General features: G+C 66.4%; 19 protein-coding genes. 7 read left to right on the top strand and 12 right to left on the bottom strand.

Going from position 1 to position 14408, the window contains the following annotated elements:
* The first annotated feature begins 351 nt into the window (after positions 1-351).
* The gene (locus MXD62_RS33755; protein ID WP_248833406.1) at positions 352-1113 is read left to right on the top strand and encodes a hypothetical protein; all 762 of its coding nucleotides are present in this window, start codon (positions 352-354) and stop codon (positions 1111-1113) included.
* Between the two features lie 868 nt (positions 1114-1981).
* Here MXD62_RS33755 and MXD62_RS33750 read toward each other — a convergent pair.
* Positions 1982-2296, bottom strand: coding sequence for a transcriptional regulator (locus tag MXD62_RS33750; RefSeq protein WP_020463267.1), 315 nt, complete (start codon positions 2294-2296; stop codon positions 1982-1984).
* Positions 2293-2688 carry a type II toxin-antitoxin system RelE/ParE family toxin gene (locus MXD62_RS33745; protein WP_248833405.1) on the bottom strand — a complete coding sequence of 132 codons (396 nt, stop codon included), beginning with the start codon at positions 2686-2688 and terminating at the stop codon, positions 2293-2295. The genes MXD62_RS33750 and MXD62_RS33745 overlap by 4 nt, the downstream gene beginning before the upstream one ends.
* Positions 2689-2902: 214 nt before the next feature.
* Here MXD62_RS33745 and MXD62_RS33740 point away from each other — a divergent pair, with 214 nt between their 5' ends.
* Complete coding sequence (locus tag MXD62_RS33740; RefSeq protein ID WP_248833404.1) at positions 2903-3097, top strand: hypothetical protein; 195 nt, start codon at positions 2903-2905, stop codon at positions 3095-3097.
* Between the two features lie 155 nt (positions 3098-3252).
* Here the strand turns inward: MXD62_RS33740 and MXD62_RS33735 are convergent, their stop codons facing one another.
* Entirely contained in the window at positions 3253-3591 is a 339-nt protein-coding gene (locus MXD62_RS33735; protein ID WP_248833403.1) for an XRE family transcriptional regulator, read from the bottom strand.
* Entirely contained in the window at positions 3588-3950 is a 363-nt protein-coding gene (locus MXD62_RS33730; RefSeq protein WP_018635322.1) for a type II toxin-antitoxin system RelE/ParE family toxin, read from the bottom strand. The genes MXD62_RS33735 and MXD62_RS33730 overlap by 4 nt, the downstream gene beginning before the upstream one ends.
* An 814-nt stretch (positions 3951-4764) precedes the next feature.
* On the opposite strand from MXD62_RS33730, the gene MXD62_RS33725 reads away from it, so the two are divergent.
* The 4 genes from MXD62_RS33725 to MXD62_RS33710 all read left to right on the top strand — a co-directional run bounded on the left by MXD62_RS33725 (position 4765) and on the right by MXD62_RS33710 (position 6521).
* Positions 4765-5223 (top strand): helix-turn-helix domain-containing protein, encoded by a 459-nt coding sequence (locus tag MXD62_RS33725; RefSeq protein ID WP_368862491.1) that lies wholly within the window; start codon positions 4765-4767, stop codon positions 5221-5223.
* A 3-nt stretch (positions 5224-5226) separates the two neighbouring features.
* Positions 5227-5532, top strand: a complete 306-nt coding sequence (locus tag MXD62_RS33720; protein ID WP_248833400.1) for a hypothetical protein — start codon at positions 5227-5229, stop codon at positions 5530-5532.
* Positions 5533-5600: 68 nt separating this feature from the next.
* Positions 5601-6065, top strand: a complete 465-nt coding sequence (locus MXD62_RS33715; RefSeq protein ID WP_248833399.1) for a hypothetical protein — start codon at positions 5601-5603, stop codon at positions 6063-6065.
* A 21-nt stretch (positions 6066-6086) separates the two neighbouring features.
* Positions 6087-6521: a hypothetical protein gene (locus tag MXD62_RS33710; RefSeq protein ID WP_248833398.1), complete on the top strand. Its 435-nt coding sequence runs from the start codon at positions 6087-6089 to the stop codon at positions 6519-6521.
* Between the two features lie 156 nt (positions 6522-6677).
* Here the strand turns inward: MXD62_RS33710 and MXD62_RS33705 are convergent, their stop codons facing one another.
* From MXD62_RS33705 to MXD62_RS33685, 5 genes are all read right to left on the bottom strand, one after another.
* Positions 6678-6959, bottom strand: coding sequence for a type II toxin-antitoxin system RelE/ParE family toxin (locus tag MXD62_RS33705; RefSeq protein ID WP_248833397.1), 282 nt, complete (start codon positions 6957-6959; stop codon positions 6678-6680).
* Complete coding sequence (locus tag MXD62_RS33700; protein WP_248833396.1) at positions 6956-7237, bottom strand: type II toxin-antitoxin system Phd/YefM family antitoxin; 282 nt, start codon at positions 7235-7237, stop codon at positions 6956-6958. Before MXD62_RS33700 ends, MXD62_RS33705 begins: the two co-directional genes overlap by 4 nt.
* 201 nt (positions 7238-7438) lie before the next feature.
* Positions 7439-7804 carry an NUDIX domain-containing protein gene (locus MXD62_RS41120; protein ID WP_368862490.1) on the bottom strand — a complete coding sequence of 122 codons (366 nt, stop codon included), beginning with the start codon at positions 7802-7804 and terminating at the stop codon, positions 7439-7441.
* A gap of 803 nt (positions 7805-8607) precedes the next feature.
* A complete protein-coding gene (locus MXD62_RS33690) occupies positions 8608-9810 on the bottom strand; it encodes a cytochrome P450 (protein WP_248833395.1) in 1203 nt (400 codons plus the stop codon).
* 448 nt (positions 9811-10258) lie between these two features.
* The gene (locus MXD62_RS33685) at positions 10259-10663 is read right to left on the bottom strand and encodes a YchJ family protein (RefSeq protein ID WP_248833394.1); all 405 of its coding nucleotides are present in this window, start codon (positions 10661-10663) and stop codon (positions 10259-10261) included.
* Between the two features lie 158 nt (positions 10664-10821).
* Here MXD62_RS33685 and MXD62_RS33680 point away from each other — a divergent pair, with 158 nt between their 5' ends.
* Positions 10822-11535, top strand: a complete 714-nt coding sequence (locus MXD62_RS33680; protein WP_248833393.1) for a histone deacetylase — start codon at positions 10822-10824, stop codon at positions 11533-11535.
* A gap of 236 nt (positions 11536-11771) precedes the next feature.
* Here MXD62_RS33680 and MXD62_RS33675 read toward each other — a convergent pair whose 3' ends face one another.
* The 3 genes from MXD62_RS33675 to MXD62_RS33665 all read right to left on the bottom strand — a co-directional run bounded on the left by MXD62_RS33675 (position 11772) and on the right by MXD62_RS33665 (position 14390).
* Complete coding sequence (locus MXD62_RS33675; RefSeq protein ID WP_251082732.1) at positions 11772-13076, bottom strand: glycosyltransferase; 1305 nt, start codon at positions 13074-13076, stop codon at positions 11772-11774.
* A gap of 306 nt (positions 13077-13382) precedes the next feature.
* Positions 13383-13949 carry a dihydrofolate reductase family protein gene (locus MXD62_RS33670; protein WP_248833391.1) on the bottom strand — a complete coding sequence of 189 codons (567 nt, stop codon included), beginning with the start codon at positions 13947-13949 and terminating at the stop codon, positions 13383-13385.
* Between the two features lie 207 nt (positions 13950-14156).
* Positions 14157-14390 (bottom strand): hypothetical protein, encoded by a 234-nt coding sequence (locus MXD62_RS33665; protein ID WP_248833390.1) that lies wholly within the window; start codon positions 14388-14390, stop codon positions 14157-14159.
* Between the last annotated feature and the right edge of the window lie 18 nt (positions 14391-14408).

Genomic DNA, 14408 nt, shown 5'->3' with positions numbered 1-14408 from the left:
TAGCGGGAGCTTTGAAATCACTATGAGTGACCAATTGGCGATGGTTGCGGGATGCTCGTGCAGCGCGCCGTCGCACGAGGGAGGGGCCAGGGGCCCCGTTTTCGGGGGTTTTGTTGATTTGGAGAGTGGCGCGCTAACACGCTAACCCGCAGGTCAAAGGCACTCTAGGTTACTATACGGGGATGCTAACGTTAGCACTCATCCTGCTAACGGGCGGCACCTATGAACCTCCCAGGGGCGTCACGTTCGGTCATCGGACAGCGGGTGTAGCGCCGACCGACGTGACCGCGATCCCGACCTTCGAGTTTGCATGTTAGCCGAACTCTAAATTCAGGCGAGAGTGGGGGAGATATGAGGGTATACGCGGCCAGGGCCTTCGTGCTGGAGAATATAGATATTCTATTGACGGCCACGGTCGCCGTATCGGTGGGCCTCCTATCTGCGCTAGACATCATCCCGGAAAACAAGGTAGACAGCCTGATTCTCGCGGTACTGGCTACTCTGTCAATATCTTTTCTCAGGACCAGAATCCTAGCTTCTCAAGATGTGCGGCGTCATCGGCAGGGAGTGGTCGAGTTTCTCTCGGACTTCCCGTCTGGACTGACGGAGCGCAGGAATTCAAGTGCAAACTCGCTTCTGATTGGTGTGACGCTCAGCCGAACGATCCTCGTCTCCAGTGTTTCGATGGCGCGCATCCTCGAAAACGGTGGCAAGATTAGGGTGCTGCTTACTGACCCGGACGCTGAAGATGCGGCCATCGCTTCGCATAACAGTGGAATGGGAGTTGACCGGGACTATATTAATGAGATTCGTCATCGAATTTGGTACACCCTTCGACAATTGATGGCTTTGGCTCGGCGGGAAGGAAATCTTGAGGTTCGAACGACGGCGACAGCCCTTAAATATTCGATAAACTACCTCGATATTTCCTCTCGTGAGGCGTCGATTTGTGTTCAACTCTACAGCTCTGACGGAACTCGAGAGTCTAGGCCAATCTTTGTTGTAGGCGCTCGCGAGTATGAATGGTTTGAATGCTTCAGAGGTGAAGCGGAGGCTCTCTGGAATAGCGCCAGCCCCTTCGACTGGGTAAGACTTTCTAGCTCTTCGACTTAGGTACCACGGGCCAAGCTGCTCTCGCAACGGTCGGGCCATCACTCTAAGTTGATTTCAGAATGGTCCTTTGAGTTTCCGCAGGCAGGTGATCGAGCAGGCGAGGCCGAGGAATGCCTGGTGGATGTCGACGCGGTGCTCCCAGCGGGTGCGTAGCCGGCTGAACTGGCGCAGCCAATGAACGTGCGCTCCACCGGCCAGCGTTGACGACTCAGACCGGAGCCGTGGGGTTTGCCGCGCCAGGCGTGATCGGGGTGATGCCCCGGGCTGCGAGTATCCGCCAGCATCTCGCGTGGTCGTAGGCCCTGCCGGCGAGCAGGTGCGTGGCCGTCCTCGCCGGCCGCGGATCGGCGGAGTCGCTTCTACAGGCGGGATGAGCTGGGTGACGTCGTGGGGTTCCCGCCGGCGGTCAGGGCGGCAAGCAGTACCCACTCGCGTCGGTGATCACACGGTGTCTGCCGTCGCGGTGGGCGCGGTTGACCGGCCTCGGAGCCTCTTGGGCCCCCTAATGCGTAAATGTCCGAGGAGTCGACCATTGTCCGGCGTAGATCTAGCATGGAAGGTCGGCTACATCACGGTAAACTGGTGGGGTTTCGTTCACGCCCGACGTGTCTCTTCGCAGCTCAGCACAGCGGAAAACGTCAAATGAACGGCCAGTTCACCGTGGTGGTGGATGCGTTCCGCGCGGATAGGCGAGAAACCCAGTAGTAACAGTGCTTTCTGGCGTTCACAGGGTCACGTCTGATCGTGCGGTTTTACGGCGTCCGACGGACTTTTCGTGGATCGTGATCATGGATCGTTGTGCCAGCTCCCGCGGCCACCCTCGCCGGCCGAGCGTGGCCATCGCGATGTGCAGCCGAGCCGCGGACAGTCAGGCGATCTGGCGGAGATCGTTACCGTAGTCGAAGATGATCCGCAAGCGGGCACCGAGCGCCCGGGCGTACCGGCTCAACGTCGCGACCTCGTTCGCGTCGAGGTCACCGTTCTCGATCTGACTCACCCGGCCCGGAGAGACACCCATCAGCTCGGCCACCTCACGCTGGGTCAACCCCAGCCGCTTGCGTTCCTCGGCCAGATGGAACGCGCTGATCCAGGCCTCGGTGCGCCCACGCTCGGCCGCCAGCGCCTCGTCGTCGCCGTCGTGCAGGTCGGCGCGGATGTCGTCCCAGTCGTGGAACTCGGTCATGAGCTCTCCCGCCGTTTCCTCTCGAAGGCCAGCCATTCGCCGTAGGCAACCTCTGCCGTGGGGATCGCCGTCCTGTACCACCGCGACCAGTCGCCGGCCTTGTTGCCGGCAACCAGCAGCACCGCCTGCGACCACGGGTCGAAGACGAAGATCACACGGATTGCGACGTCACGGCCCGATCTCGGCCGCAGCTCTTTGAGGTTCTTGATTGTCGATCCTTGCAGGGTATCGACGAGGGGCCGCCCGAGTCCGGGACCGATCTCTGCAAGCATGTCGATCGCGATGTTGACCGATCGGTAGGTAGCCGGGTCCGACCGGCGGAGCACATGCAACCACTCCCGCACCTCGGAGGTGACCTTGATCCTCCATCGTTGGGGTGGCTCCGTCGACACGGATCAACTATAGCTCGGCCTATACATCAACTCCATGTCGACGCTCCGCGGAGGGCTGCGCTGACGGTCGAGTTGACAGTCGGGCCGACGGGCGGCCATGGGCACCGGCGGACACCAGCGGACGAATCTCTGCCGCTGATGTCGCGGACAGTCGGGTCGAGGGTCTGGCGAGGCTCGCGGGTGCGCTGCGGCGTGATGCCCGTAGGCGCCGTGCATGGCCGATCGGGCGCTGATCTCGACGGGCGAGGCCGCGCCGAAAGAAGATCTTTTACGTCACGGTAAACTGGCGCGCTTTCGCTCATGCCGGATCAGTGTCTTCGCAGGTCAGCACAGCGGAGAACGTGCAATGAACGGCCAGTTCACCGTGGTCATCGATGCTTATCGTGCCGACAGACGAGAAACCCAGTAGTACCAGTGATTCCTGGTGTCATGGTGTTAAGTGGGATCACGCGGTTTTACGTCGTCCAGCGGACTTCTTGCGGATTATGATCATGATTGGTACTGCCAGACAAACGGGCCCTGCCGTGGCCGGCTGGCGGCAGGGCCCCGTCGGGCGGGTGGCGGTCAGGCGACGGTGTAGCTCGAGTCGTCGAACTCGGCAGTGACCTTCAGTCTCCCGCCGAGGGCCTCGACGTAGGCGCGCAGAACTGACACGGAGACCACGTCGAGCTTGCCCCGTTCCACGTCCGAGACGCGGGGGCCGGAGACGCCCATCGTCGCGGCGACTTCACGTTGGGTCAGGGTACGGCTGCGCCGCACCTCGGCCAGCCGGTAGGCGTGGATCTCGTCGTCGAGGCGGCGCTGCCCTGCCTCGCGGTCGGCGTCGCTGCGGAGCGGGTGGCCCGCAGCGGTCCGTGCCTGCTCGGCTTGGCGCTTGACGTCTTCCCATCTCAGTGCTGTCACCGGTATTCCCTCCCGTCGAGTTCGGCCAGATGGAGGTCATAGCGTTCGTCGGCCTGGGGTATGGCTGTCTCGTACCAACGCTGCCAGTCGCCGGACTTGTCCCCGGCTACCACCAGCACCGCCCGGCGGACCGGGTCGAACGCGAACAGGATCCGGATCTCGCTGCGGCCCGTCGAAGCCGGCCGCAGCTCCTTCATGTTGTGGTGACGCGAACCCTTGATCCGATCCACCAACGGCCGGCCGAGCGTCGGGCCCGTAGCCGCAAGCCGATCGATCGCGTCTTCAACGAGGTCGGCCGAGCGGGGATCGTTCTTGGTCAGGTCAACGAACCATGCGGCGACATCGTCGACCAAGAGCACTTCCCAGCGCGACACTGCAACAGCTTAACTCAGAAGTTAAGTAGGGGCTCGCTGATCCCAGGACGGCGAGGTAGATCACTAGCCCCAGCCCTCGCCCCTCCACCTGGGGACTGGCTCCGCTCGGAGGTGGAGCGGAGCGTCCAGGATCGCTCGCCCCGTCGACATGCGCGCTGCCCCGAGGGTGGTCCCCGGCGGCTGTCGCGACGATCACGGGTAGTGATCGTCGGTCGCGACGGGGTGTCGGGCGTACGATCGCGAGCTCGGGTCGAGGGCCGGGCGGTGTCGCTTTTCTCGTCTTCGTCCTGTCGCGGGACAGCCTGCGGGTAGAAGATCGATTACGTGGCGATGGGAAGATCGACTGCACCACGGTAAACTGGCGCACTTCCGCTCGCGCCGGATCAGACTCTTTGCAGCTCAGCACAGCGGATAACGTCAAATGAACGGCCAGTTCACCGTGGTCATCGACGCCTACCGTGCCGACCGGTCAGGCGTCTGACCAGTGGTTGTGCCGCTCTGATGATCTGAAGTGGCGTGGCACAGCGCTCGGACGGCGGTGAATTGGCGTTGGCGCGACCTCGCGGTGGCAGGGGTGGGAGCGCCTCGCCGAACGCGGGAGCGTGGGGGGCTCGGGGGTGCGGCGTGGCCGTGGACGAGAGAGTCCCGCTCCAGGGGGCGTTAGCCGCCCAGGCCGTAGGCACGGTGGGTGTCGGCCTACGCACACGGGACTTGCAGATATTGCGTTTGTTGCGGATGATGCGGTTGGAGTCGCTGGGATCAGCGGACGAGGGTCATGGATGTTGGTGGGGTGGTGCGGATGCCCGGCCTGGTGGACGACGCCGCGGCGCGGCGGGACTCTGGTGCGGAGCTTGCTCGGCGGGCGGCGCGACGTATCAGTGAGTACCTCACGACGCACCCAGGTGCTGATCAGGACACGATCAGGGGGGAACTGGCGGGCGATGACGCCCTGGTGGTCCCGCGGGAGGCGACCGTCCTGCTCGCCAGGATTCTCCTGCTTCTGGCACAGGGGGAGAGCGTCAACGTCACGCCTGACTCCGCCGAGCTGACCACGCAGCAGGCAGCTGACTTCCTGAACGTGTCCCGGCCCCATCTGATCAAGCTGTTGGAGGCCGGTGAGATCCCGTTCCGTCTGGTCGGTACCCATCGCCGGGTCAGGTTCCGCGACCTCCACGAGTACCGGAGCCGCGACGACCTGGAGCGCAGGGGTGCGGCCGACGACCTGACCGCGCTGACCCAGGAACTGGGGTTGTCCTGACCGATGGCCTTCACGGTGGTCTACGACGCCAACGTGCTCTACCCGAACACCCTGCGCGATCTGCTGATCCGGATCGCGCAGTCGGGCCTGGTCCAGGCGAAGTGGACCAATGAGATCCTCGATGAGATGCTTGCCGCGGTCAGGCGAAACAGGCCGGAGATCTCGGCTGAGAAGTGTGACCGCCTCCGCAGCCTCATGAACGCCTCCGTTCGGGATGTCCTGGTGTCCGGCTATGAGCCGCTGATCGACGGGCTGCCGCGTCCCGCGTCAACAGGGTATGCGCGGTACCGAGGAGGGACGCGCGTATGATCGTTCTTATAAGTCGTAGTGGGACTAGCTGATATCTAGTGTGACCTGGCGTCGGGGGGTGCCGATTGGTGAGTACTCACGTTATCTACATCGCAGCAGAAAGCGTAAGGGCTGGCAGCGGAGAGTCAAGCCCTGGGCTAGGGAAAAGGCTTGGAATCTCGCTCGCCGTTCTGCTCGCCGCGTCGCTCGTTGCCTGGGCATTAAGGCTCTCCATCAAGCACGGATCGCCGGCGGCACCAGTTTTCGAGTGGGACGACGGCGTCCTCTGGGTTGACTGGATCATCAATGCCTTGATTGCTTTCACTGTTTTTGCCATTGAGGGTGGTAGCGGGGGAGACGGTATTGGGCCATTGCAAATCGCGCTTCTCGTGTTCATTCCAATATTTGTTACCCTCGGAATTCCCAACTACCTTCGATGGTACGGGACTGATTCCTCTGGAAACTATCACAAATATCGGGGGATACTTGCGTCGAATCTGATGGCGCTATCGGTGGTTGTGATCGTTGTAACGGCTGGCGCTGCGCTTTTCTGAAGGGGGTGAACGGTGCGACGGATGCGGGCATGGTATCGTGCTGTGGCGTCCCACGGTGGACCTGTTTTAGTCGTCGTTTTGGTCGCCGGTCTGGCTCTGTATCTAGTGGGAATATATGCCGGCTACACAACTGCTGTGATCATCATGGGTTCCGTCCTCCTTGTCGGCGTATTGATCACCTTAAGGGTGACATCGAGCGTCCGTGGTCATGCAAAAAAGATGATGATCGACTATATGCGCGCGCCGAGCCTCCAGTTGCGGCGGAGAATTGTCGATGTGCTGGCGAGTGTGCCAGAGGGTGAGCAGCTGAAAATTCTAGAGGTCTCGCTCGAGTGGACGGCTGATCTTGGCTATCGCCGCTTGGAAGGTCTCCTACACGACGACGGGCGAGATGTTCGCGATCGCGTTCTTCTCGCGATGTCAATCATCGATAGAAGCCGGAGGGATTCCGGCTAGTGCTGTGGCCAGATAGGTTTACCGATTTTCGTGCTCAGCGGACCGGAACCCGGCCCTTCGCGCCCGGTTGGGCCGTCTCCGTCCCTTGCCGCCGAGGTCGCCCATGTTGTGGCAGCTCGCCTCCGAGGGAGAAAGGGGCGCCGTCGCAGCGTTCTGTCAGCGGTGGTAGACGTCGCGATGGTGGTCGATGGCGACGACCGTGACGGTCATGGCCTTGTCGTCAATGCGGTAGATGACCCGGTAGGTCCCGCGTCGCGCGCTGAACCGGTCGTCGAGTGGCGGTATGAGTCGTTTCCCGACCCGGTAGGGGGCGTCCAGGAGTGGTCCGGTGACCAGTTCGTAGACCGCTGCGGCGACGGTGCGGGGGAGGCTCTTGTTGAGTGCGTGGCAGGCCGCTGGCGACGTCTGGAGGACATAACGGTCGACAGCGTCGGTCATGCTGCGCCGAACCGGCGTCTCATGTCCTCGGCGATCTCCTCCGCTGTCACGACCTCGCCGCGGGCAAGCTCGGCGTCCGACTCGGCGAGCTGGTGCATCGTCAGCGGGTCGCTCAGGATCGCGATGGTCTCCTCGAGTCGCTCCAGGTCCTCGGCGGCCATGAGAACGACGAAGTCGCGGCCGTTACGGGTGATGTGTACGCGCTCGTGCATCCGGTCGACCTCGTCGGCGATCTCGGACAGTCGGGCCTTGACGTCGGACAGCGGCAGCGTCTGCATAGACCAGAATTCTAGTCTCCGGGAGGGAGGATGTTGGCCTGGCGGACGTGCACGGTGATGCCCCGTGGTCCACGCTTCGGCGTCGCCCGCGATCAAGGAGGGGTGTGGAGGTGGCGGAACCCCGAAGGCGTGCCCCATGGCATGGCAGGCTTTGCGGGCCGTCAATCTTGATCTTCAAGATGGTGGCGACTCGGTGGCTGCTCAGCACCTCAGGTCTCTGGCGAAGGCCAGCAGCGTCGGGTGATCGAGCGGGTAATACGAGGGTGGTAGGTCCTTGAGGTGGAACCAGGTGGCAGGCTGCCCCGGTTCAGGCCGCAGCGGCTCGGCGGGGTTCGCCGTCAAGGCGTAGGCCAAGCCATAGATACGGCCGCAGGCATGCTGGTCATCCCCGAGAACCGCGGCGGGTTCGCGGACCAGCAGATCCGCATTGATTCCGGTCTCCTCGGTCACCTCTCGGAGGGCGCCCTCCCGGGGAGTCTCGCCTTCTTCCAGGCGCCCGCCCGGGCTCAGCCATCCGAACCGTGGGTGCCGGACAAGAAGTGTCCGTTCAAGACCGCGGGAGAACACCCAGCCGGCGACGACGACCTGCGCGTGCAGCGCTGGCCCGCCGCTCGCCGCGACAGCGAGTAGCCGGCGTCCGCCATATGGATCAAGTCTGGCGACGGATGCTTCGAACGTAAGCTCCGGGTAGTGACCTGGAAGAGCGATATGGCGGCCCACGGCGGGATCCTCTACCGGCTGATCCGATGGGGGTCGTCGCTCCGACCATCCTGTCCGGTCGGCTCCTGCGCGGCAGCGGACCGTTCCGTCGAGCCCGGCGCCGTCTCCGAACGCGGAGCGGCCGCGCTCCGCGTCGACCGTCCACCGTTCGGCCCGGCTGACGACGTGGACGAAAGATCGATAACACCACGGTGAACTGGCGCGTTTCCGCTTCAGGTGGATCAGCGCCTTCGCAGCTCGGCACAGCGGAGAACGTGGATTGAACGGCCAGTTCACTGTAGTAGTGGATGCGTTCCGTGCAGACAGGCGGGAAACCCAGTAGTACCAGCGGTTTCTAGAGTTCACGGGGTGACGCTGATCGTGCGGTTCTACGGCGTCCTGCGGACTTTTTGTGGACCGTGATCATGGCCCATCGGGCGCGTTCATGGCGACTGCCGCCGGGGAGCGGGCCTCAAAGGTCGGCGTCCCAGGCCCCGGGTGGCGAGGGGTGATCGGCCCGCCGCCGTCGGCCTGGCCCGCGTGCAGATGGATGCCGCACAGTAGCCGTCGGGGAGATACGGACAGGTGTTCGATCATACTGCGGGTACATCGGGGCCGATGGCCGTCGGAATCCGGATGGTCTCGTTCCATGGCCTCATATCGGGCTAGGGCTAACCCCAGGTCCGTGCGCCGTTCAACCGGACCCGCAGGCTCCGCAGGCCGCGGATGGTCAGGGTTTCGCGGTAGCTCGGCTCCGGATCCAGCACGGTAAAGCCCGGCGCGTGGCGTAGCAGCGTTGCCAGGACGATCTCAAGCTCCAGCCTGGCGAGCTGTGCTCCGAGGCAGAAGTGGGTGCCGAGCCCGAACGCCAGGTGGCGAGGAGCCGGTCCGGGACCGGCGAAGCGGGTCAGGTCCAGCCGGTCCGGGTCGGGGAACACCCGTGGGTCCCTGTTGGCGCCGGCGACGAGGATGACGACGGCCTCACCGCGGACGAAGACCTGGCCGGCCAGGCGCCGCTCCTGGAGCGCGACCCGGTTGGTGAACTGTACCGGCGGATCGAAACGGAGCAGCTCATCCACGGCCGCGGGGACCAGGTCAGGCCGTTCGCGCAGCAGGTTGAGCTGGTCGGGATGACGGCTGAGCGCCAGCACCATGTTGCCGGTCATGTGCACCGTCGTCTCGTAGCCGCCGAAGAGCAGCAGCACGCAGATGTCCAGCAGTTCCGTCTCGGTGAGTCGGTCCCCGGCATCGTCGATCGCGGCCAGTCGGCTGATCAGATCCGGTCCGGGCCGGGCGCGGCGTTTGGTGACCAGCCCGCGGAAGTAGTCGGAGAACGCCGCCGCGGCGGTCTCCCGGCCGTGTAGCTCGTCCGCGGAGAGCAGCGGATCCGGGTCGAGGCCCCTGGCCAGCGCCCGGACCCAGGCGTCGAAGCGCGGGTGGTCCTCGATCGGAGCGCCGAGCAGCTCACAGATCACTGTGATGGGCACGACCACGGCGAGATCGGCGACGAGGTCGAACTCGGCGGCGGCGAGGGCCCTGGCCACCGCGCGTTCGGCGGTCCGTTCGACAAGCGGGCGGAGCCGGGCCACCTCCCGCGGAGTGAACGCCTTGCTGACCAGCCCGCGCAGGCGTGTGTGGTCCGGTGGGTCCATCCGGATGAAGGAACCCGGGATGTCCTCGGCCGCGACACCTGGCCGGATGGGGCTGATCCCCTCGGAGTATCCGTGGCCCCACCGGGGGTCGCTCAGGACCGTCATGCAGTCGTCGTGCCCGGTGACCAGGTGAGCGCCGAGTGGGGTCGGGACGAGTGGACCCAGTTCGCGGGCAGCACGGTAGTAGGGGTACGGGTTGGCGCGGTTCTCGGGCCTGAGCATGTCGAAGACCGTCTGGACCGGGTCGGGGGCAGGCATCGCCCTTGATGTCTCCTCGCGTCGCGACTCGCCCGCTATCCCGAAGCCGCCGGCAGCACCCTCGCGCGACGGACGTCAGCCGATCACCCGGGCGAGGGGAATGGGCTGGACCCTTGCCCACCGCAGCCTGCCCGTGAGCCGGGCTTCAGGCTCGGCGGATCGGAACCCGCTATCAGACGATCCATCCGCCGGTCACCACCGTGAGCCGCCCGCGAGCAGCGCTACCCGTCAGATCCACATGGCGACTGTCAGCTCCACGGGAGCGATGGAGGACCGGGGCCGGTTTGTCATGGTGGTGCGGTGCTGGCCAGACGGCCGTGCTCATCCCGCCGGCGGCGCGTTCTGCTGGAGGCGGCTGGCATCCTTACCGGGGTGGAGACTCTGGCGAGCTGGGCCGGGGACGGCTACAGGATCACCGGTTGCGGACCAGTGGTCCCGTCCCGGCATCCACGTAGAGCCAGCGGCCGTCGATCCGCGTGAACGTGCTGCGTTCGTGCTGCACGCGGCGCTCGCCGTCCGCCGCGCGTGCGATCGCGCGGAATTCCACGACGCCGGTGTCGTCGTCTGGGCCGCCGTTCACGGTGTCGACGATCTGCAGGGCGCGCCAGGTCGTACCGGCGTCCAGGTCGAGGCGGTTGGGGCGCGTTGCGGGATGCCAGGTGTGCAGCAGGTACGGCGCGAGGCCGCGGGCGAAGGCGCTGTAGCGGGATCGCATGAGCGCCTCGGCGGTCGGCGCCGGGCTCCCGAGGTGGAAAGGCTTGCAGCACTCCGCGTACTCCCGGTGGGAGCCGCATGGGCACTGGTCGACGACGCTCATGCGGTGCGGCGCGGCGTCATGACGGAGTAGGTCAACTCCGCCTGCCGGCCCTCGGGACCCACGCCAGCGCGGCGGCGGTCTCGGCGGTTCACGACGCCCGGCGGGCGCGCGGCGAGACCGCCGGCTGCTTCGGGGGTGAGAACTGTCGACGGTCCAGGATGGGACGGGCGTGGACGCCAGCCGGGCGGCGAGCGGTGGTCGAGGAGGCCGAGGTGGCGGTGGATCGGGCGGGCACGCCACTGGTCTGGTATGTCAGCTACGGGTCGAACCTGCGGTTGTCGCGGCTGGCCTACTACCTGGCGGGCGGGACGATACCGGGCACGACCCACGTCTACCCGGGTTGCCGCGACCGTCGTCTGCCGCGTGCCACCGCGCCGCTCCTGCTGCCGGGATCGGTGTACTTCGCCCTGGAGTCGAAGGTTTGGGGTGGTGGGATGGCGTTCTACGACCCGGCGGTGCCCGGTCTGGCAGCGGCCCGCGCGTACCTGCTCAGCCGCCAGCAGTTCGTCGACATCGCGGCGCAGGAGATGCACCGGGAACCCGGCGGCGACCTCGATCTGACCGCCCTGCTCGGCGCCGGCCGGGCCGTTCTCGGGCCCGGCCGGTACGAGACGGTGCTGCTCGTCGGCCACTGGGGTCCGGTGCCGTTGCTGACGTTCACCGCCCCGTGGGCACTGGCTGACGCCGCTCTCACCGCTCCTTCCGGGGCCTACCTGGACACGCTGGCGGCCGGGTTGCGCGAGGCCAACGGCTGGCCGCCAGCGCGGATCGCCGCCTACCTGGCCGGGCTGCCCGGCGCCCACGGCGTCTGGCAGCCCGACGAGATCGCCGGACGTCTCACCGCCGCGGACGTGACCGAACCCGCTGGATGATCCTTTCTCGCCAGGGCGTGATATCTGTCAGGAAGGCCGCGAGCCCGCGTGCAGCGGCCCGATGTTCTCCAGGTGGAGATGGCCGCCGGACAACGCCGCCGGAAGATCGAAGGCACCACGGTGAACTGGCGCGCTTCCGCTCGCGGCTGATCGGCGTCTTCGCTGCTCAGCACGGCGGAGAACGTGGAATGAACGGCCAGTTCACCGTGGCCATCAATGCTTACCGGGCCGACCGGTCAGGCGTCTGACCGGTGGTCCTCAGGTGGTCGGCGGCGCCGAACCGGCGCCGCATGACCTCGGCCGATCTCCTTCTCTGAGCGGAGGTGTCTGGTCTTCGATTCTCGGCTGACTGCTTCGAGTAGCAGCGCTGCGGCCACGGTCGCCCCGTCGCTCCGAACCGTGCCGCCCAGGGTTGTCGCGTGTGCGCGGGTCTCGGGGGCCAGAGCGGTGCTGAGCGCGGCGGACAGGGACTCGGTGGTCGGAGTCGGACCGTCGTGTGCCGCGCCGATACCCAGGGCCGCTACCCGGCCAGCCCAGTACAGCTGGTCACCCGCCTGGGGTACCACCACCTGAGGAACGCCGGCCCGAGCGGCCGTCGTCGTCGTACCCGCGCCGCCGTGGTGCACGACAGCGTCCACCCGGCTGAACAGCGCCTGCTGGTTGACCTCGCCGACGACGAGGCAGTCGTCCCCATCGTCGATCAGGGCCAGGCCCGCCCAGCCGCGCCCGACGACTGCCCGGCGGCCCTGCGCGCGGATCGCTTCGATGGCCACCCGGGCGATGTCCGCCGAGACGGTGCGCATGCTGCCGAAGCCGGCGTACACCGGTGGTGGGCCGGCGTCCAGGAACGCCACCAGCTCGGCCGGGAGCGGGCGCTCGTCCGGCAGGATCCACGCCCCGGTGCGTACGACGTCGAGGTCCGCCGTCTCCTGCCACGGGCCGAGGGCGGGATCCGTAGCCAGCCACGGATGGTCGGTGAAGATGAAAGTGCGGACGTCGTCCACCGGCGGCAGACCGACCGAGGCCCGGTGGGCGTTGAGCGCCTCGCCGTGCAGCGCGTTGAAGCTCTGCGCGTTCAGCTCCCACAGCACCCGGTTGTCAGTCACCCCCGGTGGGAACGACTCACCCGGCAGCACCAGCGGCGGCGCGTGATGCGGCGACGGCAGCAGGAACGGGCAGAAGGTCGCGTACACGTAAGGGATGCCCAGCTTCTCGGCCACCGACCGCGACGCGAAGTGCGCCAACCCGGTCGCCAGAAGCGCGTCACATCCCCCGGCGGCCGCGGCGACCGAGTCGAACAGCCCGGCCAGCTCAGACACCCGCCGGGACGCCGCTCCCGCCGATGACGGCCGCACCATCGAGCCCATCGGCGGGCCGACCGGCACCAGCGGCACGCCGACGTCGGCCAGCCGCTGCGCGAACTCCTTGTCGGGCGGTGCGCACATTCGTACCTCCGCGCCGACCGCCCGCAGCCGTACCGCGAGTCCCACCAGCGGCTCCACGTCCCCGCGTGACCCATACGTCGACAACAACACGCGCATTTCGCGACCCCTGTTTCCGCTGTCTGCGACTTCTGGCCCCGGCCGGCTGTTCTGCGGCGCAACCCGGGTCTTGGCGCAAGCCCCCCGGTGCGCCTGAACGGTCGGTTCACCGTGGTCGTCGATGCCTATACCGCGCCGGCCGTTCAGGCGTCGAGCGCGGCGTCTGACAGCCCGCGGGGATGCGCGGGCGGACCGGTTCGCGGTGGTGCGCTCTCCGGGCTGATCGGGTCCAGCGAGGGCACGCCTGTGTCGACCTCGGCGTTGTGGCGCAGTTGCCAGGCCCGCGTGCCCAGGGGCAGCCGACCTTCAGGCCGGGACCTGACTGGGCTGGTATCGCAGCGCGAGCGCCCCCGACCGGAACTCCTGGCGCTCCACGAGCTTCAGCTCGAGGCGCTCGCTCAGGCCGGCGAACAATGTCGGCCCGTGGCCCGCCAGGATGGGCTGCACGACAAACTCGTACTCATCGATCAATCCCAGATCCGCCAGGGCCAGCGGGAGGGTCACGCCTCCCACGAACAGGCCTCTTCCAGGCTCCTGCTTGAGCTGCTGAACAGCGTTCCTCAGGTCACCCCGCACGAGCTCCGCGTTCCAGTCGACCCGGTCCAGGGTGCCCGACACGACGTACTTCTTCGCCCCGTCGATCGTCCGGGCGAAGGGGACCATCCAGTCAGCCATCCAGTCGGGCCACGTTCCCGTCGCCGGCAGCCGCCACGCAGCCTCCATCATCTCGTAGGTCACCCGGCCGAAGAGAAGGGCATCGGCTCGTTCCAGACTGGCGGCCCAGTAGCGATGCGACTCGTCGTCCGCGATCCCCACCCGGTGGTCGCAGCAACCGTCGAGGGTGATGTTGATCGAGTATCGGAGCGGTCTCACGGGTTGCTCTCCCTTGCTGCGGTCGCAGGCACCTGGCGGACTGTCATCAGACCGGTGCCGCCGCCGTTTCTCATCGGTCCCCCGTTCGGACCTGCTGGGAGGGCGCGAGGATCCCGCACCCGTAGCACCGAAGGACCGACGCCCCGTCCTGCGAGTGCCGCTTGAAGGCGGCCCTGGCGAGGCTGTCGCGTCCCCGTCGCCAGCACGCTACGTGACGAGAGGCCATGAGTGGGCGGCGTCCGCGGCCGCCAGCGGGCAGATCCCGATGGCCGCCCACAGCGGGACGCCGCTGCTCAAGAGCAGCAGGGCGCGGTCGCGGACTCCGCGAGTGCTGGTGTCGCAGGCGGCGAGCATGCCGCGGAGCTGCTCCAGTGCTGCCGGAGGTGACTGCTGCACCGACTGCCCGATGCCGGCGTCTTTCCGGCGGGCGGTACGCAACACCAGCCGCAGCCGCAGCCG

The sequence above is a fragment of the Frankia sp. Mgl5 genome, assembly GCF_023242985.1.
Classification (GTDB): domain Bacteria; phylum Actinomycetota; class Actinomycetes; order Frankiales; family Frankiaceae; genus Parafrankia; species Parafrankia soli.
The sequence above is the reverse complement of the archived record's forward strand: the minus strand, read 5'-3'. Positions and strand labels throughout refer to the sequence as shown.

Coding starts and splice junctions, on each gene's coding strand:
- MXD62_RS33755 (WP_248833406.1), top strand. CDS start 352: ATGAGGGTATACGCGGCCAGGGCCTTCGTGCTGGAGAATATAGATATT.
- MXD62_RS33750 (WP_020463267.1), bottom strand. CDS start 2,296: ATGACCGAGTTCCACGACTGGGACGACATCCGCGCCGACCTGCACGAC.
- MXD62_RS33740 (WP_248833404.1), top strand. CDS start 2,903: ATGGCCGATCGGGCGCTGATCTCGACGGGCGAGGCCGCGCCGAAAGAA.
- MXD62_RS33725 (WP_368862491.1), top strand. CDS start 4,765: ATGCCCGGCCTGGTGGACGACGCCGCGGCGCGGCGGGACTCTGGTGCG.
- MXD62_RS33720 (WP_248833400.1), top strand. CDS start 5,227: ATGGCCTTCACGGTGGTCTACGACGCCAACGTGCTCTACCCGAACACC.
- MXD62_RS33710 (WP_248833398.1), top strand. CDS start 6,087: ATGCGGGCATGGTATCGTGCTGTGGCGTCCCACGGTGGACCTGTTTTA.
- MXD62_RS33705 (WP_248833397.1), bottom strand. CDS start 6,959: ATGACCGACGCTGTCGACCGTTATGTCCTCCAGACGTCGCCAGCGGCC.
- MXD62_RS33700 (WP_248833396.1), bottom strand. CDS start 7,237: ATGCAGACGCTGCCGCTGTCCGACGTCAAGGCCCGACTGTCCGAGATC.
- MXD62_RS33690 (WP_248833395.1), bottom strand. CDS start 9,810: ATGCTCAGGCCCGAGAACCGCGCCAACCCGTACCCCTACTACCGTGCT.
- MXD62_RS33685 (WP_248833394.1), bottom strand. CDS start 10,663: ATGAGCGTCGTCGACCAGTGCCCATGCGGCTCCCACCGGGAGTACGCG.
- MXD62_RS33680 (WP_248833393.1), top strand. CDS start 10,822: ATGGGACGGGCGTGGACGCCAGCCGGGCGGCGAGCGGTGGTCGAGGAG.
- MXD62_RS33675 (WP_251082732.1), bottom strand. CDS start 13,076: ATGCGCGTGTTGTTGTCGACGTATGGGTCACGCGGGGACGTGGAGCCG.